The 25,946-nt window shown below is 39.0% G+C and carries 26 protein-coding genes; 4 read left to right on the top strand and 22 right to left on the bottom strand.

Annotated features, from left to right (window positions below; genetic code table 11):
* Together HCN54_RS06505 and HCN54_RS06500 are read right to left on the bottom strand one after the other, a co-directional pair.
* A complete protein-coding gene (locus HCN54_RS06505; RefSeq protein WP_167597049.1) occupies nt 1-1,044 on the bottom strand; it encodes an MBL fold metallo-hydrolase in 1,044 nt (347 codons plus the stop codon).
* Nucleotides 1,045-1,061: 17 nt separating this feature from the next.
* Complete coding sequence (locus HCN54_RS06500; protein ID WP_167597048.1) at nt 1,062-1,631, bottom strand: PepSY-associated TM helix domain-containing protein; 570 nt, start codon at nt 1,629-1,631, stop codon at nt 1,062-1,064.
* Between the two features lie 143 nt (nt 1,632-1,774).
* On the opposite strand from HCN54_RS06500, the gene HCN54_RS06495 reads away from it, so the two are divergent.
* Nucleotides 1,775-2,353 carry a pseudouridine synthase gene (locus tag HCN54_RS06495; protein ID WP_167597047.1) on the top strand — a complete coding sequence of 193 codons (579 nt, stop codon included), beginning with the start codon at nt 1,775-1,777 and terminating at the stop codon, nt 2,351-2,353.
* 3 nt (nt 2,354-2,356) lie between these two features.
* On the opposite strand, the gene HCN54_RS06490 is transcribed toward HCN54_RS06495, so the two are convergent.
* From HCN54_RS06490 to HCN54_RS06465, 6 genes are all read right to left on the bottom strand, one after another.
* Entirely contained in the window at nt 2,357-3,382 is a 1,026-nt protein-coding gene (locus tag HCN54_RS06490; RefSeq protein WP_167597046.1) for a DUF4365 domain-containing protein, read from the bottom strand.
* A gap of 35 nt (nt 3,383-3,417) precedes the next feature.
* Nucleotides 3,418-5,127, bottom strand: coding sequence for a GMC oxidoreductase (locus HCN54_RS06485; RefSeq protein WP_167597045.1), 1,710 nt, complete (start codon nt 5,125-5,127; stop codon nt 3,418-3,420).
* Nucleotides 5,124-5,693: a gluconate 2-dehydrogenase subunit 3 family protein gene (locus HCN54_RS06480; protein WP_167597044.1), complete on the bottom strand. Its 570-nt coding sequence runs from the start codon at nt 5,691-5,693 to the stop codon at nt 5,124-5,126. Before HCN54_RS06480 ends, HCN54_RS06485 begins: the two co-directional genes overlap by 4 nt.
* 293 nt (nt 5,694-5,986) lie before the next feature.
* Nucleotides 5,987-7,336: a DEAD/DEAH box helicase gene (locus HCN54_RS06475; RefSeq protein WP_167597043.1), complete on the bottom strand. Its 1,350-nt coding sequence runs from the start codon at nt 7,334-7,336 to the stop codon at nt 5,987-5,989.
* 79 nt (nt 7,337-7,415) lie between these two features.
* Nucleotides 7,416-8,453, bottom strand: coding sequence for an agmatine/peptidylarginine deiminase (locus HCN54_RS06470; protein WP_167597042.1), 1,038 nt, complete (start codon nt 8,451-8,453; stop codon nt 7,416-7,418).
* A 3-nt stretch (nt 8,454-8,456) separates the two neighbouring features.
* The gene (locus HCN54_RS06465) at nt 8,457-9,344 is read right to left on the bottom strand and encodes a carbon-nitrogen hydrolase (protein ID WP_167597041.1); all 888 of its coding nucleotides are present in this window, start codon (nt 9,342-9,344) and stop codon (nt 8,457-8,459) included.
* Between the two features lie 291 nt (nt 9,345-9,635).
* On the opposite strand from HCN54_RS06465, the gene recQ reads away from it, so the two are divergent.
* The gene (recQ, locus tag HCN54_RS06460; RefSeq protein WP_167597040.1) at nt 9,636-11,750 is read left to right on the top strand and encodes a DNA helicase RecQ; all 2,115 of its coding nucleotides are present in this window, start codon (nt 9,636-9,638) and stop codon (nt 11,748-11,750) included.
* Here recQ and HCN54_RS06455 read toward each other — a convergent pair whose 3' ends face one another.
* From HCN54_RS06455 to hisG, 11 genes are all read right to left on the bottom strand, one after another.
* On the bottom strand, nt 11,751-12,419 hold the full coding sequence (locus tag HCN54_RS06455; RefSeq protein WP_167597039.1) for a C1q-like domain-containing protein: 669 nt from the start codon (nt 12,417-12,419) through the stop codon (nt 11,751-11,753).
* Between the two features lie 489 nt (nt 12,420-12,908).
* Nucleotides 12,909-13,502, bottom strand: a complete 594-nt coding sequence (gene hisIE / locus HCN54_RS06450) for a bifunctional phosphoribosyl-AMP cyclohydrolase/phosphoribosyl-ATP diphosphatase HisIE (RefSeq protein ID WP_167597038.1) — start codon at nt 13,500-13,502, stop codon at nt 12,909-12,911.
* Between the two features lie 29 nt (nt 13,503-13,531).
* Entirely contained in the window at nt 13,532-14,287 is a 756-nt protein-coding gene (gene hisF, locus HCN54_RS06445; protein WP_167597037.1) for an imidazole glycerol phosphate synthase subunit HisF, read from the bottom strand.
* 2 nt (nt 14,288-14,289) lie between these two features.
* Nucleotides 14,290-14,619 (bottom strand): DUF1572 family protein, encoded by a 330-nt coding sequence (locus HCN54_RS06440; RefSeq protein ID WP_317172020.1) that lies wholly within the window; start codon nt 14,617-14,619, stop codon nt 14,290-14,292.
* A 6-nt stretch (nt 14,620-14,625) separates the two neighbouring features.
* Nucleotides 14,626-14,811, bottom strand: a complete 186-nt coding sequence (locus tag HCN54_RS17560) for a DUF1572 family protein (protein ID WP_317172008.1) — start codon at nt 14,809-14,811, stop codon at nt 14,626-14,628.
* Nucleotides 14,804-15,532 (bottom strand): 1-(5-phosphoribosyl)-5-[(5-phosphoribosylamino)methylideneamino]imidazole-4-carboxamide isomerase, encoded by a 729-nt coding sequence (gene hisA / locus HCN54_RS06435; protein WP_167597036.1) that lies wholly within the window; start codon nt 15,530-15,532, stop codon nt 14,804-14,806. Before hisA ends, HCN54_RS17560 begins: the two co-directional genes overlap by 8 nt.
* Entirely contained in the window at nt 15,529-16,110 is a 582-nt protein-coding gene (hisH, locus tag HCN54_RS06430; protein ID WP_167597035.1) for an imidazole glycerol phosphate synthase subunit HisH, read from the bottom strand. Before hisH ends, hisA begins: the two co-directional genes overlap by 4 nt.
* 4 nt (nt 16,111-16,114) lie before the next feature.
* The gene (gene hisB, locus HCN54_RS06425; protein WP_167597034.1) at nt 16,115-17,272 is read right to left on the bottom strand and encodes a bifunctional histidinol-phosphatase/imidazoleglycerol-phosphate dehydratase HisB; all 1,158 of its coding nucleotides are present in this window, start codon (nt 17,270-17,272) and stop codon (nt 16,115-16,117) included.
* 9 nt (nt 17,273-17,281) lie between these two features.
* Complete coding sequence (hisC, locus tag HCN54_RS06420; RefSeq protein WP_167597033.1) at nt 17,282-18,334, bottom strand: histidinol-phosphate transaminase; 1,053 nt, start codon at nt 18,332-18,334, stop codon at nt 17,282-17,284.
* Nucleotides 18,334-19,626, bottom strand: coding sequence for a histidinol dehydrogenase (gene hisD / locus HCN54_RS06415; protein ID WP_167597032.1), 1,293 nt, complete (start codon nt 19,624-19,626; stop codon nt 18,334-18,336). Before hisD ends, hisC begins: the two co-directional genes overlap by 1 nt.
* Nucleotides 19,627-19,648: 22 nt before the next feature.
* Complete coding sequence (hisG, locus tag HCN54_RS06410) at nt 19,649-20,509, bottom strand: ATP phosphoribosyltransferase (RefSeq protein ID WP_167597031.1); 861 nt, start codon at nt 20,507-20,509, stop codon at nt 19,649-19,651.
* A 276-nt stretch (nt 20,510-20,785) separates the two neighbouring features.
* Here hisG and HCN54_RS06405 point away from each other — a divergent pair, with 276 nt between their 5' ends.
* Both HCN54_RS06405 and HCN54_RS06400 read left to right on the top strand, forming a co-directional pair.
* Complete coding sequence (locus tag HCN54_RS06405; protein WP_167597030.1) at nt 20,786-21,514, top strand: OmpA family protein; 729 nt, start codon at nt 20,786-20,788, stop codon at nt 21,512-21,514.
* The gene (locus HCN54_RS06400) at nt 21,514-22,107 is read left to right on the top strand and encodes a hypothetical protein (protein WP_167597029.1); all 594 of its coding nucleotides are present in this window, start codon (nt 21,514-21,516) and stop codon (nt 22,105-22,107) included. Before HCN54_RS06405 ends, HCN54_RS06400 begins: the two co-directional genes overlap by 1 nt.
* 139 nt (nt 22,108-22,246) lie before the next feature.
* On the opposite strand, the gene HCN54_RS06395 is transcribed toward HCN54_RS06400, so the two are convergent.
* Genes HCN54_RS06395 through fabG form a run of 3 tightly spaced genes read right to left on the bottom strand, consistent with a single transcriptional unit; the run spans nt 22,247 to nt 25,883 of the window.
* The gene (locus HCN54_RS06395) at nt 22,247-23,062 is read right to left on the bottom strand and encodes a prohibitin family protein (protein ID WP_072982132.1); all 816 of its coding nucleotides are present in this window, start codon (nt 23,060-23,062) and stop codon (nt 22,247-22,249) included.
* A gap of 15 nt (nt 23,063-23,077) precedes the next feature.
* A complete protein-coding gene (locus HCN54_RS06390; protein WP_167597028.1) occupies nt 23,078-25,114 on the bottom strand; it encodes a vWA domain-containing protein in 2,037 nt (678 codons plus the stop codon).
* A 22-nt stretch (nt 25,115-25,136) separates the two neighbouring features.
* On the bottom strand, nt 25,137-25,883 hold the full coding sequence (gene fabG / locus HCN54_RS06385) for a 3-oxoacyl-[acyl-carrier-protein] reductase (protein ID WP_072982136.1): 747 nt from the start codon (nt 25,881-25,883) through the stop codon (nt 25,137-25,139).
* Between the last annotated feature and the right edge of the window lie 63 nt (nt 25,884-25,946).

The following is a 25,946-nucleotide window of genomic DNA, read 5'->3' as shown; positions in this document are numbered from 1 at the left end:
TTAGGTGATGTCTTTCCACCAAGCGTCAACTTGTGCTGGTTGATCGAGGTGCATTAACTGTCCTAATTTTGGCAAGGTATACTCTAAATCCTTTAGGTGGGCCGCTGCTGTAAAATCTTCTGCAGGAGCGGTCCACGAATGAAAAGCCAATTTGAATCCACCCCAATGATACGGTGTCGCTCGTTTTATTTGAGCATCGCAAGCGGCTTGTACAGCCTCATCGGGCAGCATATGTATCGCACGCCAGCGCTCGTTATATTGACCACATTCTACAAAACCCAGATCAAACGGGCCCAAACGCTCTCCTATTTCTTTAAAATGAGCGCCGTAGCCGCCATCTCCTGTATGAAATAAAGTGGTTTTGGCGGTTTTTAATACCCAACCGCCCCAGAGTGATTTGGCTCTATCCCTTAAACCTCTTCCCGAAAAATGCCTGCTGGGGGTAAACGTAATCTCAATATCTGCAAACGTGTAGGAGTCCCACCAATCAAATTCCGTAATGGTATGTGGGGCGGCACCCCACGCCTCCAAGTGTCTGCCACAACCCAACGCGACATAGTACTTTTTGACTTTTGGAAGCAATTTTTTAAAACTTGCATAATCCAGATGATCGTAGTGATCGTGTGTGAGTAACATCAAATCAATTTGCGGAAAATCATCAATCAATTGCAAGGTGTTTTCTGAAAAACGCGCACTTTTTGTAGGAGCAATTGGTGCTGCATCGGGACCAAGCATTGGGTCGATTAGAATTGTTTTTCCGGCCAAGCGTAGTAAATAAACACCGTGGCCGTACCAAATATATTTTAAGGAATTATCTGGCGCTAAAAATGCCGTTTTATCAAAAGCCTGAATGGGTAAGTTTTTTTGAGGAATGGTGTTTCCTTTAGAGAAAAACATCTTCCAAAGCATACCGGGCATTTCCGCCAGGCCAATATCCATTGTGGTTTCTTCCAGATTTTGAAAACTATCCGACTTCCAATTCGGAGATTGGGCGTAGCGTTTTTTCAATTCAGGAGTGATTTTTCCGCCAAATTGTTTCAGCATAGTGAATTTTTAATCAATTAATTACGGCCTTTTCGCATACGCTTAGGACCATACCACAGCCAAAATCCGGTAATGGTAAACAACAGCAAAGCAATGCTCATCACCAGTGTGTAAACCAATTTGATATAGCCGCCCGTTCCCAGATAATTATCGAGTATCGAGCCGTCGTGAATATTCTCGATCACGTCTGAGCGCCGCTTACCAATGTGCAAAACATTGCCGGTAGCACCATCTAACTGTATTCCGCAATAATGGCCATCAAAGATAAATTTGACGATTCCTTTTTCATTCCTTACATCAATACGGTCTAGTTTAGTTGACAAGTCTGCCGAAACAGAATCGTGCAAAACCTGTATCGCTTGCTCCTTTAAATCCTCTAGCGGAAGCCACTGTGTTAAATCGGTTGTTGTGCCTTTTTGAGTTTTTGGTAAGAGTAGATCTCCGCTGTTTTTCTTGATGCCCAGCAGTAATCCTGAAACCGAAATCACAAAAAAGAAAACAAATAATAAAGCGCCCATAGCTCGGTGAACGCTTCTAAATTGTCTAAGTAGTTTGGCCTGCTGCTTGCGCTTGTGTTGTCCTGTCATAAAAAGCAGAAAAGAATCTGTATTGCGTTGAAGTAACCAAAAATAAGCTTTTAGAGCCTAAACCGCTTACATCTCCGGCTAAAGCTGTAACCTCAGATTCATTGATATTTTTATACTTTCGTAAGGCGAAAAAAATAAGTCTCTTGGCCTCACCACAGCATTTTCTATTATTTAAACCCTATGGCTACATCAGTCAGCTGAGCAGTAATGATTTACGCCAACGGCGGAAGAAAAAATTCCTAGCTGAACTTTACGATTGGCCAGAAGGAATAATGCCCATTGGACGGCTTGATGAAAAGTCTGAAGGCTTATTACTCATGACAACCGATGGTGTTCTGAGCGATCACATCAACCGAAGCGGGATTGAAAAAGAATATTATGCTTTGGTAGACGGCGTGCCCACCGAAGTCCAACTAGATCAGTTGAGAAAAGGAATAGAGATAGGCTTAGAGGGCAAAAAATATACTACGAAACCCTGCGAGGTACAAAAGCTCGAGGGAGTACCGGCACTGCCCGATCGCGGAAAAAAAATAAGAGATTCCCGCCACGGACCAACCACTTGGTTGAGCATCACCATCACTGAAGGTAAGTTTAGACAGGTGCGCAAGATGACTTCTGCAATTGACTGCCCTACTTTAAGATTAGTACGGGTACGCGTGGGAAATTTAAAACTCAATACCCTGCAACCGGGCGAAGTATTAGCTTGGGATGGGCTACTTTAAGTTTTATATATACGGATTAAAATGCCCATATTCCTCCAAATGAGTAATAAGTTCTAATGAAAAATTAGATTGATCTGGTTCTAAATCATTCAAAAAAGGAATAGAATCTTCCTGCATATAAAAGGCTAGTAAAAAACCAGATAAATTGCGAATTCTAACATTTAAATCTGAATTTCTCAAAATTTGTATAAGCTTATCATTGATATCCTTTACTCTAAATAATACTGAATCCACAGATTGCCCAATTGTTCCTCGTTCAATTCCTCGGTCATCTATATTATCTATTAATAAAACCACATCATGCAATTCAAAATTATAAATCCTTTCAAGGACATAATCTTTTATCGGTTTCTTAATTCTTTCACCTGTATACCATATATCAGGATGCCAAGGAATATGTGATAAATAATAGATTAATCGTTTATCTCTCATTGCTTCACCTAATAATTTATTTATAAAATTATCCCAGACTTCAATTTTATTTATATGATTTATAAAAAGGCTATCACGACCTATAACATACTCCATTGAATCCCTGGAATTGAATAAATTAATTGATTCAACAAGAGGTAAATTAGGAGTTTTATTCAGTATTATAGGTATGAAAATTTCTAAAAAGGTATTATTTGATAATTGATTTATCTCGTTGATTTTAAACGCTATATGTTTAGAATAAGGATTGTCATCTAAATACTTTTTAATATTAATCCAGAATGCCTTATTCAAAGCTGGTATAAAAACAAATCCATATACAGGCAAATGATAATTTGACCAATAATCTCGATGTTGATCTATTGGTATTTTACACATTTGTTTACTTTTAATAAAGTAAGAATCTCCAGATTTAATTTGAACCGCTATACTCTTATTTATGGGTTTTCCATCTTGGATAAATTCAATAATACCGTCAATACCTAAATCATTTTCTTGTTCTATTTTGTGAAAAATACTACCATTTTCTTCTATCAAACTTCTTAGAAAGTTTACACCAATTTTTGCCGTTACATTAGAATTACTATACTTAACCAAAAATCTTACTGTTTTTTAAAACATTAATTTAAAAATTACAACCTCCCCGCTTTTATCTGTCTATCTGCGTAATCTACTGCACGGGCGGTTAGCGCCATATAGGTAATACTGGGATTTTGGGTGCCGCTACTGGTCATACACGCGCCATCAGTAACAAAAACGTTAGGTACTGCGTGTATTTGATTCCATTTGTTGAGTACGCTAGTTTTAGGATCACTACCCATTCTGGCAGTACCCATCTCGTGAATACACGCGCCGGGAGCAGTAAGATCATTATAGCTCCATATATTTTCAACACCGGCAGCTTCTAGCATTTCAACGGCACATTGCACGCCATCCTCACGTAGTTTCATCTCGTTATCACGTAATTTCGCATCAAATGTAATGATGGGCATTCCGTGTTGATCCCGCTTTTCAAAATCTAAAAACATTCGGTTTTCGTGATATGGCAACATTTCTCCAAAACACGCCACCGAAACATTATAAGGCCCGGGTTTAAAGATGGTTTCTTTAAGCTCCACTCCTATTGTATCTTCCGGTACATATGCTCCGCGAGAAATATTCCCTTGGTAGCCAAAGCCTCTCAGGTAATCTGCGCGTTTTGTTTCATCATCAATATTTCTAAACCTCGGAATGTAAAACCCGTTGGCTTTGCGGCCTTGGTAGTACACATCTTCAAAACCGGGATAGGTACCGCCGGCTCCCATTCCGTAGTGATGATCCATTAAATTATGGCCTAGTTCACCGCTATCGTTCCCCATACCGTTAGGGAAACGTTCAGACCTGCTGTTTAGTAATAAGGCTGTAGTACCTACCGTGCTTGCATTACAAAAGATTATACGGGCTGTAAATACCGTTTCTTCTCCGGTATTGGCATCAATCACACGAACACCGGTAGCTTTTTGCGTTTTTGGATCGTAACAAACTTCAGCGGCAATGCTAAAGGGTCTTACGGTAAGATTACCGGTTTCTCGAGCAACAGGTAAAGTCGCAGACTGACTGCTGAAATACGCACCAAAAGGACAACCCCGCCAACAGCGGTTACGGGTTTGACACTGGCCGCGTGTGCCCAAATGCACCTCGGGGTCGTACTCAGATAAGTTGGCAATACGCCCCGGAGTCACCACTCGTTCCGGATATTTAGCGTTTACCTTTTCTCTAAAATCCTGTTCGGCACAATTGAGTTCAAAAGGCTTTAAAAATTTTCCATCAGGAACTTGTTTCAAACCTTCGGCTTGGCCACTCACCCCAACAAAAGTTTCTACCTGATCATACCAAGGTTCAATATCAGCATAGCGTATGGGCCAGTCTATCGCAATACCTTCCTTTTTATTGGCTTCAAAATCAATATCGCTCCAGCGGTAACAATGCCGGCCCCACATAATTGAACGCCCACCAACGTGATGCCCGCGAATCCAGTCAAAGCGGGAAAGCTCTTCATACGGGTATTCATCATCTTTGTTAATAAACGGCTTATTATCTTGATTAACCCACCAGCTTAAGCGATTCTGTTTAGGATAGTGCGCATCTATTTCCTTTTTAGGAACGCGCCCATTATACGGTAAATCCCAGTTATCGTCGTTCGCAGTTTCATAATCGCTGATATGTTCCACATCCCGACCGCGCTCAAGCACTAGCGTCTTATAGCCTTTTTTACAAAGTTCCATTGCTGCGTAGCCACCACTGATTCCGGAGCCTACTACAATAGCGTCATATTGGGTGTTCATTGTATCTTCTGTTTTCATATTGCCCAGGCTTTTCCGTTAAGTTCATCAAGAGGTACACACGGTAAAAAAGGTCCCGGCACCGGTAAATAATTCAAATGATTTTTAGCGATCGTTTCAGTATTTAAATAATAATTAACTGATTGATTTTTAATTGCTAAAAGTCCGCTACGTGCAGCATTAGTTGAATCTTCCCTTGAGTTGATAAGCTCTTGAATATGTGCCGTTTGCTCCTCAGGATCCAAGTAAACAAAAGACTGGCCGTCTATGGTATTGAGGTAATCTTTTAAAGCCGAAAATTGCATTGAGAAATTGGCCTGATCTGTTTCTGAATAAAGTCCGGCTATCATATGATCTAGCATTTGTGGAACCCCTACTCCTGATGCCGAAGGACTATCAGTCGCCGGAATTAAAGTATCTATAACCGCAACCAAAAAGGGCAGATCGTTTTCATTGAAGAATTCCGGATCGAATTCTGGCGCTTTTGGTTCTGCTTTGCACCCGGAAAGCAAGCCGCTAACGAGCGGCGAAACAAAAACTGCTCCTGTGCCCAGCGTAAGCAGTTTAATGGTATTTCTACGTTTCATACTTCTATTGTAACTACCTCGTAGCTAAACTCAAGGCATTTGTTTCGAGCAAATTATAAATTTCAGGGGAAGCTTCAGTTGATTAACCGATTAGCCCTCCAATTCATCAAAAATGCATTTAAAGTTTAAAAAGTACGAAATTTTATAACACTATTTTTACAGAATTATTAAAATAAATACCTTCTGTAAAAGTTTTTGACGTGTTTGTGAAGAATATCTTTTTGATACTGAAATAAGTTTATAACGTTTCCTGACCAGCGAAAACGTTACAATGCCAACTGTAGAACCTCTAGCTATTTACGCTTATTTCTACGGTTGTAGTTTTTGTCTCCACGAGTCTTCGGTTTTTTATATTTCTTGGCAATTTCTCGTTTGTACTTTCCGCCAAGATTGACCTTTTTATTTTTTTCCTTTTTCTCGTGAAAACTAGCGCCACGGGTGTCGTCTCGTTTTGTAGGATTGTTGATCTCAACGTAATTGGGCTCTTCTTCGGGAATTAAACGTTTCGATACTTCTAAGCCCTCCGGAAGATCTACCTGCGCGATACTTTTATTCATTAAGGCTTCAATAGCCTCTTTGCGCTCCAGCTCATCTGGCGTACCTATTAAATAACTTTTACCAGTGGTTCCTGCCCTACCTGTACGACCTATACGGTGCATGTAGTTTTCGGCAAAACGCGGTACATCTACGTTAAATACGTGAGTTACTTCATCAAGATCCAGACCGCGTGCCATCACGTCTGTAGTGACCAAAATACGATACGTGCCGGCGTCAAATTGCTCTATCGCATTGATGCGGTAGTTTTGTGTTTTATTAGCGTGAATCACGCCTACTTCATTTCCAAAGACTTCTTCAAGCACTTTAAAAAGTCGGTCTGCCAGCTTTTTATTTGAAACAAATACCAGCGTTTTTTTGAATTCGTTTTTATCTTTCAGTAAAACACTGAGTAAATTTGCTTTAGTGTAAAAGTTGGGTACTTCATAATAATGCTGCTCAATAGCATCTAGCGGAGTACCGCTCAGCGCCACTTGAATGCGTTCTGGACTGGTAAAAAAAGTGTCCATCAACTCGTCTACTTCATCAGTCATCGTTGCCGAAAACATGATGTTTTGTCGTTTAGCCGGAAGTAAATCAAAAATATTCACCAGTTGAAAACGAAAACCAAGATCCAGCAGGACATCTACTTCATCAATGATCAATTGTTTTACAGATTTTAATTGAAGCGCTCTACTTAGTGCTAAATCATACAACCGTCCCGGAGTACCTACGAGAATATCGCAACCTTGTAATACCGCCTCTTTTTGCGTATTGATATTGGTTCCACCATACACCCCAACCACTCTGATGGAGCTGTATTTACCGTAGGCTTTCACCTGTTCTGTGACTTGTAAAACGAGTTCGCGGGTGGGTACAATAATTAAAACACGCGGATTGATCTGCTTTGAGAATTTTAAATTTTCTAATACCGGAAGCATATATGCAAAGGTTTTCCCGGTACCGGTCTGGGCAATCCCAACAACATCGCGTCCTGATTTGACTACAGAAAACGCTTGTTCTTGAATAGGTGTCGGAGTAGAAAAACCCAGATCTTCAATTGCATAACGCAATTGCTTATTTATTTTAAAATCTTCAAAAGAGGCCATAATAATTATTTTAGCAACCATGCAGTTGCTTTAACCGCTGCAAATGTACGGTTTTAAACGGCTTCTATTCTATACCTATTTAAGAAGGAATTTGCTGACTTAAACAATGCAAAGTACCTAAGCCCCAAACCAGATCAAGAGCACAAATACCTACGACGCTGCGTGTTGGAAAAAGATCAGACAAGGTCTGTAAAGCCACACAGTCATTAGGATCATTAAAGGTGGGCATCAAAATCGTTTTATTGAGAATTAGAAAATTAGCATAACTCGCCGGAAGCCTCAAGTCTTCATAGTCAATGCGCTTGGGCATAGGCAAGGTCACGACTTTAGGGCTGCTGCCGTCTTCTAATTTAGCCAATTCTAAACGGGCTAAATTATCTTGCAGGGCAGCATAATTAGGATCTATTTTATCAGTTTCTACCACTGTAACAATGGTTTTTGCATCTACGAAACGGCAGAGATCATCTATATGCCCATGAGTATCATCTCCTGCGATACCATTGCCCAGCCAAATAGTATTTGTAACCCCAAAATACTGCTTAAAAATGCTCTCGTAATCTTCTTTAGTAAATCCCGGATTGCGCACTTGAATTTTAGGATCTAATAAACACTCTTCAGAAGTGAGTAAAGTTCCTTTACCATTTACATCAATAGCGCCACCCTCAAGAATTACTGGCTCCCCATTATACATAACCTGCTGAAGTGGTATCCCTAAAAAATCAGCCATACGTTTGGGTACTTGTTTGTCTAAACGGTAATTGCCATATTTTGCCCAGCCGTTAAAATTAAAATTTAGCGCCTCCCGCGCTCCATTATTTTTAACGATGATCGGTCCTGAGTCACGCATCCAGCTGCGATTCGTTTTCTGTAAGATAAACGTGATCTTGCTCATATTGGCGTGTGCCGCCTCAAGCAGTGTGATCACTTTTTCCTTCATACTCTCCCGCCCGATGAGTAGAAAAACTGTTTCGGTTTCTGCTATCTTTTTTATGAAATCAATAAAAACAAATTGAATTGCCTGGTATTTACCGGGCCAGTCGTTTCCATTACTGGGAAAACATAATAAAATCCCCTGTTGCTTCTCCCATTCTGCAGGTAAACGTCTGTTGTTTTTCATAGATTAATCTAGTGCGCGTTTGGTTATTTCTCCGTAAAAATCAATGCGACGGTCTCTAAAAAATGGCCAATTCTGGCGTACATTTTCTTGAAGATCAAGGTCGATTTCTGCGAGAAGTATTTCTTCTTGATCTGCTGAAGCCTGAGCTAAAATCTCTCCTTGCGGACCACAGATAAAGCTTTGTCCCCAAAATTCGATGCCGTTAGTATCAGGCACATACTGTTCTAGTCCTATGCGGTTTGCTGCAGCTACATATACTCCATTGGCCACCGCGTGCCCTTTCATAACATTCATCCAAGCGCCGTGCTGGTTTACTCCAAATTCTTCCTTTTCCTGCGGATGCCAGCCAATCGCGGTCGGGTAAAACAAAACTTCAGCGCCTTGTAACGCGGTGAGACGCGCTGCTTCAGGATACCACTGATCCCAGCAAATCAAGGTACCTAGATTAGCCTTTTGCGTTTTGATCGTTTTAAAACCCAGATCTCCCGGAGTGAAATAAAATTTTTCATAAAAATGAGGATCGTCTGGAATATGCATTTTGCGGTAAAGTCCGGCTTCGCTCCCATCGGTGTCTATGATGTAAGCACTGTTGTGGTAGATGCCGCTCATACGTTTTTCAAAAAACGGAACAATGATCACGACTCCTAATTGTTTGGCCAGCGCACTGAATTCAGTAAAAGACACATCATAAAGCGGTTCAGCATATTTAAAATTGTCAACATCCTCATCCTGACAGAAATAATGACTGCTGTACAGCTCAGGCAAACAAATGATCTCAGCTCCCTTTTCAGCAGCATCTGCAACCCACTTTTTACACTTTTCCAAATTATTTTGGGATGTATTGTTTAAGGCCAATTGAAGGACCGCAATGGTATATTTTCTCGATTTCATGTAGAACAATTTTAGTAATAAATTTGAAGCCAAAGCCCGTGAGCATTAGCTTTTATAAAGGTTAAACTTAAGAATTATGCAATTGTCAATTTTAGTTTAATAATTTGAGTTTAGCGTAAAAATGCGATATTGATTTTACGGTTTTTGTAAACTGTAACGCCTCTTAATCAATTCCGTTTAGATTCTAAAAGCAAAGCGACTGAGGTCTCCCTAAAAATTCCGTTTTTTGCAATAAACTACTTCGGGTAAACTCCGCAGGGATTGAATCTCGATCATAGAGAAAAAGAAGTTATGAGCGCATCAATAGATCAAAATACATTGCTTACAACACTAAAAACATACTTTGGGTACGATAGATTTAGAAATCAGCAAAGTAAGATCATTGAGACAGTGCTTGGTGGTGATGATGCGATCGTGATTATGCCAACCGGCGGAGGAAAATCTATATGCTACCAACTTCCTGCTGTTCTTTTTGACGGCCTAACACTTGTAATTTCACCTTTGATCGCTCTGATGAAAGATCAGGTTGATGGATTGAAAGCTAACGGGATCGCCGCTGATTTTTACAACAGCAGCCAGAGTGCGGAAGACCAACAAAAGATTCTAGATCAAGTAGCCAACCGCGAATTAAAATTGCTCTACGTGGCGCCCGAAAGTTTATCGGGTCTTAATCCTATTTTAAACAAAACTTACATCAGCTGTATTGCGATCGATGAGGCGCATTGCATTTCTTCTTGGGGTCACGATTTCAGACCTTCTTACCAGCAGTTGGGATTTTTGAAAAAATCTTTACCACAAATTCCTATGATCGCGCTTACGGCGACTGCTGACAAAGCGACCCGTGAGGATATTGCAAATCAATTAAACATCTCTGAGGCACAACAATTTATCAGTTCGTTTGACCGAAAAAACATCACGTTAGAAGTCCGCTCAGCAGACAAACGCCTAAACCAGATCAAGAGTTTTCTAGAAAAGCGCCCAGACACTAGCGGAATTATTTATTGCTTGAGCCGAAAAACAACCGAAAGTGTTTCAGAATCTTTAAAGGCAGAGGGTATAGCAGCTACATGTTATCACGCTGGTTTAAGCTTTGAAGAGCGCAATAAAGTGCAAGAAGATTTTATATATGATAAAACCCAAGTAGTTTGTGCTACGGTCGCTTTTGGGATGGGAATAGATAAATCTAACGTGCGCTGGGTGATTCATTATAATATGCCTAAAAACCTGGAAGGGTATTATCAGGAAATTGGGCGGGCAGGAAGAGACGGGCTGAAATCGCACGCATTGCTTTTTCACAGTTATGCTGATGTGCTGCAACTGCGACGTTTTACGCAAGGCGCCGGAAATGAAGAAGTGCAAAACGCGAAGCTTGACCGTATGAAGCAATATGCCGAAGCAACAACGTGCAGGCGTAAGATCTTACTGAGTTATTTTGGCGAATTCCTGGCCGAAGATTGTGGCAACTGTGATGTGTGTAAAAATCCGCCACAGTTTTTTGACGGAACCATTTTAGCTCAAAAAGCACTTTCTACGATCGCACGTGTAAAAAGTACTGAACCCATTGGGGTGATCATTGATATTTTGAGAGGAGCTAAAAATGCACATATTCTAGATCATCAGTTAGATCAAGTAAGCACCTACGGGATCGGAAAAGATGTTTCTTGGAAAGACTGGCAGCATTATGTTTTACAACTCATCAATCAAGGCTATTGTGAGATTGCTTTTCATTTGAGAAACAATCTACATCTGACCGAATCCAGTAAAGAAATTTTATTTCACGGAAAAAGAGTACGACTGACTTCACCTACCGAAGTATTGCAAAAGGAACCTGTTGAGGCTAAAAAGCCTAAAATCAAAAAAGGCAATGAACTGTTTGAAAAACTGCGTGCCCTGCGTGCAGAAATTGCCAAAGAAGAAGAGATTCCTGCTTATTTAGTATTCAGCGATAAAACGCTAAAAGAACTAGAACAAGCACGACCGGTCACAGAAATGGAATTTCTTGAAATCAGTGGTGTGGGGCAACGCAAGCTTGAAGTATATGGGGATGCTTTTATTAAAGCAATAATAGATTTTCAGAAAAATAAGATCAAGAAAAAAGGTAGCAAAAGTGCTACACATCAAGTAACCTATGAACTGCTCAAAGATGGTTTAAGTGTGGAAGCCATAGCGGCTAAAAGAGATTTAAAGGATACCACGGTATATTCGCATTTAGCCAAATTAGCGCAAGACGGTGCTGATCTTGACTTGTATAACTATGTAAGTCAAACAGAAGTTGCTCAGATAAAAACCGCTCAACAAGAACTAGGACATCCAGAAGGTCTAAAGCCTTATTTTGAGCATTTTGAAGAAAAGATTCCATACTATAAAATTCGCTTAGCCCTTACCTTGATTGAAATGGAGGGATAGCTAACGCACTTGTTCGATGGTAAAATAATTATCGTATGCATTAGCACTGAGACTTACCGATACCCCAATAATTCCGCTTATAGATAAAATGTTATAAAATGCAATTTGATCTCCTGCATTAAGTTCTACTATTGTTGAGAATCTTCTCGCTACACCTGGGAAATTGGTAAATGAATCATCTGCTAAAATTTCAACGGAAGGATGAATTTTTTTCAATCGTAGTCCAAATCCAATAGTTAAGTTAAGTCCAAGTTTTATTTGCCCTTCAATACGATATAATCCCGTTTGTTGAGCAGTGAAAATACCAGAAGTGCTATCATATTCATTTTTTAAATCAAATTCTTGATTGTCAAAAACGATTAATTCTTCGTGATAGCCAAGAAAAACACCGAGTCCTGTAGACGGAGTGTAATTATATTTGGCTAATGACTTATCCATATTTGCAAGTAAGGTGCTTGTAGCAATGCGATGCACTACTCCTCTTCCGTCTAAGACTACCAAAGAATCTTTTGCTGCATTATCACTACCGTCATTGTAATTGCGTATTCGCAATCCGCCATTGACATCTAACATCACATCAGGATGTGGATCTGTAGTTCCTATTCCTACCTGTGAATGGGCAATAAGACATGTAAGAAGAAGAGAGAAGAAAAGTAGAATTTTGGGCATAATCTAAATTGGATGATTGTTACCCTAATTTCCTCAATAACAAGATGAAATACAAGCAAATACGCTTAACTGCGCATTATTTACATTTCTTTGATCTCCTAAATCCTTTAACTAAATATTAATACTTGTACTAAGCGCCTATATTTTTTAGTAATAATTTGCGTTCAATATTATTTCAGAAAGAAATATTACAAATTTTACTTGTAAAACACTAAATATCAATCGATTTAGTTGATTTAATTCTTTGATAAAAATACTACAATAGTAATCTACAAGTACTAAATAACTGAATTTTAATTATTTCTAGATTTATCCTTAGAATAGTCGAAAAAGGCTACTTTTTTCACCTTTACGAAAAGCATTTTGTGCTTCGTAACGTCAAATTTTGTTGTTTGTCTAAAAAATATAAACAACAAAAAAGCCCTTTCTTGTAGGAAAGGACTTTAAATTTTTAGCGATATTGAAAACGTCTAAATTACTCGGATTCAATTATTTCTTTCTATCAAGCAATACCTGTTCAATATCATTTAGTCCAAAACCTTTAGCTTTTAGCAATATGAGATAATGAAAAAGAAGGTCTGCACTTTCATTTAAAAATAAATCATCGTTATCATCTTTTGCTTCAATAACAACTTCTACGGCTTCCTCTCCTACTTTCTGCGCAATTTTGTTGATTCCTTTTCTAAAAAGACTTGCGACATAACTATCATCGTTATCCTGATTCGCTTTTCGGTCTGCAATAGTTTGCTCCAATTCCGTTAGAAAACCAAAAGTCTGCTTGTTATCCTCGCCCCAGCAATTATCTGTTCCGGTGTGACACGTAGGGCCTACTGGATTTACGGTCACCAAAAGCGAATCATTATCGCAGTCATTTTTAATAGCAACTAAATTCAAGAAATTCCCACTTTCCTCGCCTTTTGTCCATAAACGCTGTTTGCTTCTACTGTAAAAAGTAACTTTTTTAGTAGTATTGGTTTTCAAATAGGCCTCTTCGTTCATATAGCCTAGCATCAAAACCGTTTTAGTCTTGGCATCTTGAATTATCGCCGGCACGAGTCCGTTTTCATCGTATTTAATTTCCATTGTAACTATGTTGTTTTTCGGCTAAGTCTTTAAATTCTAACCGGGATATTATTTTCTTTTAAAACCTGTTTGAGTTCGGGAATGTCGATTTCGTGAAAATGAAACACACTCGCTGCCAAGGCTGCATCTGCTTTTCCATTTACAAAAGTATCTGTAAAATGCTGCATCGCTCCTGCCCCTCCTGAAGCAATAATAGGAATATTCAGCATCGTACTCAACTTGGCTAAAGCTTCATCTGCAAATCCGTTTTTAGTACCGTCGTGGTCCATTGAGGTGAATAAGATCTCGCCGGCGCCGCGGGTTTCCACTTCTTTTGCCCATTCAAAAAGATCGAGTTCGGTTGGGACTTTTCCTCCTACAAGATGCACCGTCCACTTTCCATTGATCTGTTTAGCATCAATCGCCACAACTACACATTGCGAACCAAATTTTGCCGCCAAATCATTAATGAGTTGTGGATTTTTTACTGCGGAAGAATTGATTGAAACCTTATCTGCGCCATTCTGAAGCAACACATCTACATCTTCAACCGAGGAAATACCACCGCCTACGGTAAATGGAATATTTATTTTTTCTGCTACACGTAATACCAGATCGGCTAAGGTTTTTCGGCGTTCTTCTGTAGCCGAAATATCAAGAAAAACGAGTTCGTCTGCTCCTGTTTCGGCATATTTTGCAGCCAGTTCCACCGGATCACCGGCGTCACGCAAGTCCACAAAATTGACACCTTTTACCGTTCTTCCGTTTTTGATATCGAGACAGGGAATTATACGTTTGGTTAACATAATTATTCTTTTTTATTTCTTTTATTCAAGTCAACATTAGAATAAAAACCTAAATCTTTAGACTTAAGCATTTTTACCCAAAAAGCAATCTGACCCGTATGATACGAAAAGTGTTCTACTAAATGAATAGCATTTCCAATACCTGAAAATTGATATCCTTGAATCTCCTTTATCTGAGTTAGACGCTCATCAGAAACTTGAATTATCGTCGCTTTAACTTGATTAACCGTATTCTCCAATTTATCTAACAACTCTTGTTTTGAAAGTCCACTTTCAGATGAAAATTCTAAATCTCTAACTCGATTATCTGTAGCTCCACTTAAAGAAGAAATCCCATATTAAGTCAGATTTCCGCACAGGTGTAAAATCAAATTGCCTATGCTGTTTAGCGTGGGATTGGGTTTTAACCAGATCTCTTCTTCTGTGATTTGAGTTAATGCAATTCTTATCATTCTAAGGTTTTCATCTAACCTGTAGAAAATATTGTTGACCAATTCTTCTCTAAAAGTTGAAGCATTACTCATGTTCCAATATATAATTTTCCAACTGTTTCATTGAAATGCGGCCTTCATAGATCGCTTTACCGATTATCGTTCCTTCGCAACCTAATTCAGCTAGTTTTGGTAATTCGTCAAAAGTTGAAATTCCGCCGGAAGCGATCAACTTCAAGTTCTTCGTTTCTTCTAAAATGCGCTTATACAACTCAAAAGAAGGTCCTTCTAACATCCCGTCTTTACTAATGTCTGTACAAATCACATAAGAAACTCCTTCCTTTTGATAGCCTTGAATAAACGGAATCAATTCTTCTTTAGACTCTTCGAGCCAGCCACTCACCGCAACTTTTTCATCTTTAGCATCTGCGCCTAAAATGATTTTATTAGCGCCAAATTTCTGTAACCAGCTTTTAAAAGTTTCAGGATCTTTAACGGCGATGCTTCCACCGGTGATTTGTGAAGCACCACTTTCAAAAGCAATGCGCAGGTCATCGTCGGTTTTGAGTCCGCCTCCAAAATCAATTTTTAGGCTGGTTTGAGAAGCAATTTGCTCCAGCACCTTATGATTCACAATATGCTTGCTTTTAGCACCATCTAAGTCAACCAAATGCAAATACTGAATTCCGTGGGCTTCAAATTCTTTTGCAACCTCTAACGGACTCTCATTATATATTTTTTTGGTGTTGTAATCACCTTTAGAAAGGCGCACACACTTACCGTCGATTATATCTATTGCTGGGATTATTCTCATAGGGCTAAAAAGTTTTTTAAAATTTGCTCGCCAACAACTCCACTTTTCTCCGGGTGAAATTGTACACCGTAAAAATTATCCGTCTGTAAACCTGATGCATAATCTACTTCATAATTTGTAGAAGCGATCATTTCATCGCATTTTGGAGCGTAGAAACTGTGTACCAAATACATAAAACTATGCTCTGGTATGTCTTTAAATAATAGAGTTTTTAAACTTTCGATTTCGTTCCAGCCGATTTGTGGAACTTTGACTTTGTTTGAGAATTTAACCACATTAACATCAAAAATCCCCAAACCAGTGGTGTTTCCTTCAGTTGAATGCTTACACATCAATTGCATTCCCAGACATATTCCTAAAACTGGTTGCTTCAGCGTAGGAATGATTTTATCCAACCCCGTGGCTTTCAGCTTTGCCATAGCACTACTCGCCTCTCCAACACCCGGAAAAATTACTTTATCAGCTGCTTTGATTTCGTCTGCATCATCAGACAATATCGCGTGAACTCCTAAGCGTTCAAAAGCAAATTTGATACTTTGAATATTTCCTGCTCCGTAATTGATTATTACTAATTTCATAAGCTTACAACATTCCTTTTGTACTGGGCAATACCATTTTATCAGGATCGCGTTTTACAGCTACTTTAATCGCTTTTGCAAAAGCTTTGAAAATGGCTTCGATCTTGTGATGCTCGTTGGTTCCATCAGCTTTTACATTGAGGTTTGCACGTGCGCCATCTGTAAAGGATTTGAAGAAATGATAAAACATTTCTGTAGGCATCTCCCCTATTTTCTCGCGTTTAAAGTCAGCTTCCCAAACCAACCAATTACGCCCACCAAAATCTATGGCTACCTGCGCCAGACAATCATCCATCGGTAAGCAAAAACCGTAGCGTTCTATACCTAATTTGTTACTCAAAGCTTTAGAAAAAACTTCACCTAAGGCGATCGCGGTATCTTCAATTGTGTGATGCTCATCAACCTCGAGATCGCCATCTACGTGAATTTTTAAGTCCATAGAACCGTGTCTAGCGATTTGATCTAACATATGATCAAAAAATGCTAGTCCGGTTTTGATATCGCTTTTACCGGTTCCGTCAAGATTCAACTTGATTTCTATTTCGGTTTCGTTGGTTTTTCTGGAGATCGAAGCGGTGCGTTCTTTCAGCTTCAAAAATTCATAAATCTTTTGCCAGTCTGTAGTTTCTAAGGCAATATAGGCATCAAGATCTTCCCGTTTGGTGGTGATTTCATCGGCACCTAAATCAGTATGATCACTGATAAAAATACCCTGTGCCCCAAGGTTTTTAGCCAGTTCAATATCTGTGATACGATCTCCCAGAACAAAACTGTTGGCAAGATCGTAATCTTCAGAGAAAAACTCGGTTAACATTCCCGTGCCTGGTTTACGGGTGTCTGCCTGATCCTCAGGAAAAGTTTTATCTATAAAAACGTCATCAAACACAACACCTTCGTTTTCAAAGGATTTTAAAATAAAATTATGCACCGGCCAGAACGTATCTTCAGGAAAAATATCAGTTCCCAGACCATCTTGATTGGTGATCATGACCAACTTGTAATCAAGCTCTTGAGCAATTTTACCTAGATAGGTAAAAGCTTTTGGGTAAAAAGTTACCTTTTCAAAAGCATCCACTTGATATCCGGGCGGCTCTTTAATGATCGTTCCGTCCCGATCAATGAATAATACTTTTTGTTTTTTGGAGGTAGTTTCGGTAGTCATTTATTACAGTTAAAACAGTTCTTTGAGAGCGGTAATTAGTTTTTCATTTTCGGTGGTTGTCCCTACGGTAAAGCGTAGTGTGTTTTCGCATAAAGCCTGTGAACTTCTATTACGAACCACAATTCCTTTTTTGATCAATTGATCGTAACGTTTGTTGGCATCATCCACTTTTGCTAAAATAAAATTAGCTTCAGATGGATAAACTTTCTCAACAAAATCCACTTGAAGTAACACTTTAGATAAAGCACCTCTTTCCTTTAAAATCGTACTTATTTCACCTTGAACCTTTTCATCATCAAGCACACGTTCTAACGCGCGTTTTTGCGTGAGTTCATTTACATTATACGGCGGTTTAATCTTGTTTAAGATTGAAATAATTGCTGCGGAAGCATAACATATTCCTAAGCGAATTCCCGCTAGGCCATAGGCTTTAGACAAGGTTTGTGTCACGACTAGATTAGGATACTGCTGAAGCTTTGTCGTCCAACTTTCTTCTGGAGAGAAGTCAATATATGCCTCATCTACGACAATCAACCCTTTAAAATTCTGAAGCAGCACTTCGATAGCCTCTGCCTTGAAACTATTGGCCGTAGGATTGTTTGGTGAACATAGAAAAAGCATTTTGGTTTGATGGTCTGCCTGATCCAGAATCTTAGCAACTTGGGGCTGAAAATCTTCAGACAGCAATACTTCGCGGTTAGCAATATCATTGGTAGCTGCCAGCACTCCGTACATCCCGTAAGTAGGCGGTAACGTGATCACGTTATCTTGCTTGGGCTCACAAAAAGCTCTGAATAATAAATCGAGTACTTCATCGCTTCCGTTACCTAAAAGAATTTGATCAACCGGCACCCGTTTTAAGGACGATAAATGTTGTTTTAAAGTAAGCTGTTGTGGATCTGGATAGCGATTGACGCCGTTTTCAAACGGATTTTCATTTGCATCAAGAAACACCATATCCTCGTGAAAATCCTTAAACTCATCACGAGCCGATGAATAAGGTTTTAACTGCGCAACATTGGCGCGAATCAAACGCTCTAAATTAAAAGTAGTTGCAGTCATTAATTTGAATTTGCGAGTTGAGATAAACGTAAAGTCACTGCATTTTTGTGCGCCTGTAAGCCTTCGGCAGCAGCCATAAGCTCGATTGCTTTACCAATATTTTGAATTCCTTCCGGCGTAATTTCCTGAAAGGTCATACTCTTCATAAAACTGTCAAGATTTACACCGCTGTATTGTTTAGCATACCCGTTAGTTGGCAAAGTATGATTGGTTCCTGAGGCATAATCCCCGGCACTTTCAGGCGTATAATTTCCTATAAAAACAGAACCTGCATTAGCAATATTTTCAATAAAAAATGCATTATCTGAAGTAGCCACAATAAAATGTTCAGGACCATACTCATCAATAAGTTCTAAAGCGAGCTCTTTAGTCTCAACAAAAATCAGCTTACTGTTTACAATGGCTTTTTCTGCAATGGCTTTTCTGGGAAGCGCTTGCAGCTGCTCTTGAACTTCTTGCGCAACAGCTTTGATTAAATCTTTAGAGGTAGAAACAAGAATAACTTGACTATCCACACCGTGCTCAGCCTGACTTAATAAATCTGAAGCTACAAAGGCAGCTTCGGCAGTATCGTCTGCAACAACTAACAATTCAGACGGACCTGCAGGCATATCAATGCTAACATTGAATTGAGTTGCCATTTGCTTAGCTACCGTTACAAACTGATTTCCGGGACCGAAAATCTTATACACTTTTGGAATACTCGGTGTACCAAACGTCATTGCTCCAATAGCTTGAATTCCGCCTACTTTAAAGATTTTAGCAATACCACAAAGTTGAGCGGTAAATAAAATAGCAGGATTGATATTCCCTTTTTTATCAGGTGGCGTACAAAGCACCACTTCTTTACAGCCTGCTATTTTTGCCGGAACAGCCAGCATTAAAATCGTTGAAAACAAGGGCGCAGTTCCTCCGGGAATGTACAAACCTACTTTCTGAATAGGGCGCTTTTCTTGCCAACATTTTACACCAGGTGCGGTTTCTAATTCAATTTTTTTGGTGCGTTGTGCTTTGTGAAATGCTTCAATATTAGATTTTGCAAGGGTGATCGCTTCTTTTAAATCGGCATCTAGGTTTGCAACAGCAGCAGTAATTTCCGCATGAGTTACTTCAAAAGAATTCAGGCTGATCCCGTCAAATTTTTGAGTGTATTTCTCAATTGCTGCATCACCGTCATTTTGAATAGCTTCAAAAACCTCTAAAACGGTTTGTTCGATCTGCTTGTAAGTTTGCGTGGGGCGTTTTAGAATCTCATTCCATTGCGAACGCTCAGGATTTACAATCGTATTCATACGTCTTCCTTTAGTCTAAAAATTAGAGCACCATCTTTTCTATATCACTCACTAAAATTCCTTGAGCGCCAGAATCTTTAAGATTATCAATGACCTCCCAAAACTTATTCTTGTCAATTACTGAATGTACACTACTCCATCCCTTTTCAGCAAGCGGCAACACGGTAGGACTTTTCATTCCCGGTAGCAATGCGATGATTTCATCTAAACGATCGTTCGGCGCGTTTAACAAAACGTATTTGTAGTCACGCCCCTTAAGCACCGCTTTAATTCTAAATAACAATTTGTCTAGAATGGTCTGACGCTCCTCATCGATTTTAGGTGAGACTGCAAGAACGGCTTCAGAAGTAAGCATCACTTCAACCTCTTTAAGGTTGTTTTTAAATAATGTACTTCCACTAGATACGATGTCACAAATACCGTCTGCGAGGCCGATATTAGGAGCAATTTCTACCGAACCATTAATGATATGAAGATCTGCTTTTACGTTATACTTTCTTAAATAATTAAGCACTGTATTCGGATACGAAGTAGCGATTTTCTTTCCTTCAAAATCTGCTACCGAATCATATTTAACTCCTTTTGGAATCGCTAATGACACCCGGCATTTTGAAAAACCTAGTTTCTGAGCTATAGCTATATCCTCGCCTTTTTCGATCAAAACATTTTCACCAATGATCGCGATATCAACAACCCCGTCTCTCAGGTATTGTGGAATGTCACCATTGCGGAGGTAAAATACTTCAAGCGGAAAATTAGCAGCATTCGCTTTCAATTGATCGCGACCGTTGTCTATAGAGATTCCGCAGTCTTTTAAAATTTGTAAAGAATCTTCGTTGAGTCTGCCTGACTTCTGAATTGCGATTCTAATTTTTTTATTCATTTTTTTAGGTTTGATTGGTAGTCTGAGCTATTCTAAACAGAAAACCCGTTTGAAAAGCTCAAACGGGTTACTGTTTTTTATACGTCAATTACATATACAACATCTTTACCTCGCTTGAGTGCGTGAATAAAAATGATGATGATGTAATGCTGTTTTTCTCATAATACAGAGCGAATTTATAAAAAAAATCCTTTTTACGTGCATTATATCGAATACATTTAACAGCTTGATGTGATTTTTATCTTAAAGACTTACATTTGAGAAAATTACTAACCGATGAAGAATTTTCTTATAGCATTCTCCGTATTTTCCTGCTGGTGTGTAGTAGGTCTGTACTTTTTAAACGCTACTGGAGCATTCAATAATCGCAAGAGTCTTTTTGTTGACGCTTCGTCCACTGTAGAACCTGCTAATCCCGGTACTATTAAAAAACAAGCTCCTGGATATGTTTTAGATTCTATTTATCAAGCTACAGAACCTACAAAACAACCAGCAGAGAGAGGAATTTATCAAGATAGCAGCCTTGCTAAAACCGGAAATTACGATAAACTCATAGATGACATTCAAAAAAGAATGGAACGTAACCAGCGCGCTATTGATGAAGATGAAGAACGTTTGCGCCTCGCAAAATTGAGTAAAACGGCAACTACCAAAGCCACTAAACCAAATGCTGATATTACATTTAGACCTGTTTTTAAAATGGCACGTTTAGTGCGTGATGAAAATGCATCGCGTTTTTTAGCCGAAGTTGAACGGAGATTAAAGATCAAACCACAAGCTAAAATTGAAATTATAGGCTATACAGATCATATTGGAGATGATCGAGATAACTATGTAATTGCCTTAGAACAAGCTCAAAAAATTAGGTTATTTCTCATAAAAAGCCTTAATTTACCTGAAAATCAAGTTATTGCATTATCAAAAGGAGAAGAATTTCCTTTATATCCCCGAGAGCAAGAAGATAAAATAGAATTAAATAACCGCTACGAACTGATATTTAAATAATGCTCCATCTAGTTTTGACACAAACCAATAACGATTACGTCTCTATACCCTTAGTGTATATAGAGGTTATTGTATTGATGTTGGGTGCCTTTTCTATAGGTTATTTCTTTGCATATTATTATCAGAAAAGCAAATATGTAAAGCGAATTTCCAATCTGCGCCAAAAGCTTTCAGAACAAGCAGGTGTTGATATTGAAGATCCAAATCTAGAGGAAACATTACCCGATGAGGATATTCAAATTGCGGCCAAAGCGAAAAAGAAACGTTTCGCTCAAGACGAACTCGATAAAACCAGAACTGAATTAGATTTTGAGCGTATTGGTTACGCATCCTATGAAGATGCTGATGATCTTCAAAAAATTATCGGAATCGGACCCTATACCGAAGAAAAACTCAATACGATCGGTATTTACACCTTTGATCAGATCAGTAAGTTTAATACGCGAGATATCGAGATCGTTACTGAGCGCATTCAATTTTTTCCAGATCGCATCGTAAATGATAATTGGGTAGCCAAAGCCAAATTGCTTCAAGAAACCAAGCAGCAAATTAAACTGCGTAGGGATCGAAACGTTAGAATGAAAAAAGCCTAAGATTCTTTGCACAAAGACTGTTACAACACAAAAAAACCGAATCGTAATCGATTCGGTTTTTTTGTGATTTTATTGGCGCCGCCAATGAGGTGAAACTCCCTCCAACTTACAGAAATTTGCCAAGAGACAGTTGATTAGGCTAGTTATTCCCTAAAATAATGGGTAACCCGCTGTCTCCAGAACCTATAACAATCACTTTAGAATTGTTAGATTCTGATAGTTTTAGTGTAGCTTCAATACCTTTATCTTTCAAGATCTGATCATTAAGGGATTGACTTAAAATTTTATTAGCATCAGCTTTACCTTGAGCTTCAATAACCTGACGTTCTGCTTCTTTTTGAGCAGAAATAAGCCTGAATTCATATTCTAGAGATTCTTGTTCCTGACGCAGTTTACGTTCAATTGCTTGCTTAATCGTCGCAGGTAGCGTCACATCACGTACCAATACTTCATCAAGAACGATATATTGATCTTTTACGATTTTTTTAGTTTCATCATAAATCTCTGCTTGAATCGCATCACGTTTTGAAGAATACAATTGTTCTGGAGTATAACGCCCCACTACAGAACGTGCTGCAGATCTAATAGTGGGTAACAAAATTCGGTTTAGATAATCTTCTCCTATCTCCTGATGCAGTTTACCCAAATTTTCAGCTTGTGGTTTATACCATACAGAAGCCTCTAATTTAATATCCAAACCATTAGAAGAAAGTACATTCATAATCTCTTTCAGCTCCTGCCGTCTTACCTCGTAGATATAAACTTTATTCCAAGGAGCAACTATTTGAAAACCTTCTCCTAGCGGGGGCTCGTCAGTAACTACACCGCCTCCAAATGGTTTATAAAGTACTCCCGCTTCTCCTGAATCAATCGTTACCGCAGATTTTGCAATGAGTACAATTACGATTATTACTCCAATTATTACCGGAATTCCTATTTTAGGTAATCTATCCATTTTATGTAGTTTTTATTATATGAGTCCGTTGTATTTTCTGATGAACCATTCAGCAGCTAAACTTGCAATGATGAGGAAAAGCAGCCAACTGAAAGCTATTAAAGGTACATTTTTTTCTATAGCTCGCTGTACGGGAGTAAACTCCTGATTTTTCAAAAGGCCGTCTATCAACTCTGAATAGCGATCCATTGAGGCGATACTCCCATTGGTTTCCTTTGCTACAGTTTCCATCGTTGTCCAATCAGCATTTTTAATCTGATGTTCAATTGTATAAGGAATTACTGTAAAGCTACCTTCCGCTTTTAAATTTTCGTCAGCAACAGTAATTTCAAAAGAATATGTTCCGGGCTCTAAATCTGCAAGCTGTGCTGAATAGTTAGTTCCGTTGTAAACGAGTGGTGATTCATAAAGAACTTCATTTTCTGAAAAGATTTTTACCTGAAGTTGCGCGCCCGGATCAAAAACATAATTTTTATCGAAGTACTGCGCGTTCAACACAATCGCGTTTCCTCCATAATAGAAACGGTCATAATCTAGTTCTAAGCGCTGACGCTTTTGATTTGAAGCTGCATATTGCACCAATTGGTCTATAAAAGTATCGAAGGTTTCAAAACTTCCGGAATCTAAAAACGACTGGCTACGCCATTGAAAAATACCTGTTCCAAATAAAAACACCTCTCTTCTACCCGACAACTCTGTGAGCCCCAACAAAGGATTTCCGGTAGTAACACCGGTAATTCGCTGATAAAAAAGAACATCACTGGAGCCGGCAACTGTGATTTCGCCAAAAATGGTTTCCAGCGGAGGATAATTAGCGAAGTTGATTTCTGAGGTTTGAAATGCCGAAAACGATTCGTTCTTAATGGCTTGGACAGCTTCTGACTGCCTGCTTAGCGGCAACTTAAATGCTTCCTGACTTTGATTTAAAAAAGAGAGGTTACTTTGTAACCCTATAATTGTAAACCGGTTTTTATTCAGTTTATTGAGTTCCTGATAAACAGTAGCAAAACGTGCATTGGGCTCAAACAACAGCACTAGGTCTGCTTCATTAAGTTCAGCAACCTTGACATCATTAATAGCTCTAAGGCTTACTGAACGCAGCTGGTTACTTTCAATACTCTTTTTTAGCGTCCCTAGATCAGGATGCAAAACACCATAAATAATAAGCACTTCAGAGCGTTGATCAATGACTTCAATCGCAAACTGCTTGGTATTGTTTTCTAAGTTAGTCTCATCCAGTGAAGCTTCAAGCCTTACCGTATAACGCTGTGTTCCTATCTGATCTGCGTTCAAATAAAAATTGCTTCGGAAAGAACTGTTTTGAGAAGATAAATTGAGGGTCTCCGTATGTACAATAGTTCCGCCATACGTTACCGAAAGCTTGGCAGATACTTCTTTTTTTCCGGAATACGCTGCCTTAATTTCAACCGGAAATTGATTATCTATATATGCGTAACGATTGACATTAACCTGATCAATTCGCAAATCTTCATACGCCGAAGTATCACCAACCACAATAAAATGACGGGCAATCTCTCTAGCTTCGGTTGCAACGTATCTATAATTTGCACCAAGATTGGTATTCCCATCAGTGATTACAAGACTGCTGTATTTCTGGTCTTTATAAATTCGATCTAATGCTTGAATGCTTTTTGCAATATCGGTTTGGGTTTCGCTAAAATCAACTCGTTCTTGTTGATTCAATTCAGATCCAAAAGTATAGGCGTCCAGATCAAATCGTTCTCTCAAAGCCTCATTTTGAAGTATTGCTTGAAAAACCTCTCGTATGGCTACCGAATCTGCTAAAAAAGACATGGATTCAGAATTGTCAAGCACCACCGCTAGTTTAGGCTTGATGGTTTTATAAGATGTTTGCTTAACCGAAGGATTTAGCAATAAAATCAAGACCGCAAAAAGACTTATAAATCGTAATACGCTAAGAAGTAGGCGCAAGCGCTTAGAACGCTCCGGTTTATGGAAGTAAAAAAATATGGCAATACCCAGAGCGATTATCCCTAAGAGGATAATATATAAGACTGTGGATATTGCCATAAAGTATTGTATTAAGATTTGCTTAGGTTAGCATTCCGCCATCTACTTGTAAGACTTGACCGGTAACATAAGCACTCATATCACTACCTAAAAATACACAAGCATTAGCGATATCTTCTGGAGTACCTCCTCTTTTTAATGGAATAGCATCTCGCCAACCTGCTACTACTTTCTCGTCGAGTTTAGCGGTCATTTCGGTCTCGATAAATCCGGGAGCAACCACATTGGTTCTGATATTTCTCGAACCTAATTCTAAAGCCATAGATTTAGAGAAACCTATTATTCCGGCTTTTGATGCTGCATAATTGGCTTGACCTGCGTTTCCTTTAATCCCCACCACAGAGCTCATATTGATGATGCTTCCGTAACGTTGTTTAAGCATGGTGCGCTGTACAGCTTTGGTCATATTGAAGATTGACTTCAGGTTTACTTCAATAACCTGATCAAAATCTTCTTCGCCCATACGCATCAGCAGATTATCTTTGGTTATTCCTGCGTTATTGACCAGAACATCGATAGATTCAAAATCTGCACTGATTTGTTTTACCAGCTCCTGGCAATCTTCAAAAGAAGCAGCATTTGATTTGTAAGCCTTGGCTTTCACTCCCATTGCAAGAAGTTCTTGTTCTAACTCTTCTGCCGGACCTGCAGACGAGCTATAGGTAAAGGCCACGTTGGCTCCATTTTGAGCAAAAACCTTGGCGATACCGTTTCCGATCCCGCGGCTGGCTCCTGTTATAATTGTATTCTTTCCTTCTAAAAGTTTCATTCTAAATTGATATATCTAAAATAGTTCGTTTGAATAGCGGTAAATATAGGAAACTTGAGGGGT

Origin of the sequence: Leeuwenhoekiella sp. ZYFB001, from assembly GCF_011784865.1 — a bacterium.
Lineage (GTDB): Bacteria > Bacteroidota > Bacteroidia > Flavobacteriales > Flavobacteriaceae > Leeuwenhoekiella > Leeuwenhoekiella palythoae.
Note: the sequence above shows the minus strand (reverse complement) of the source record. Positions and strands in the feature narration are given on the sequence as shown.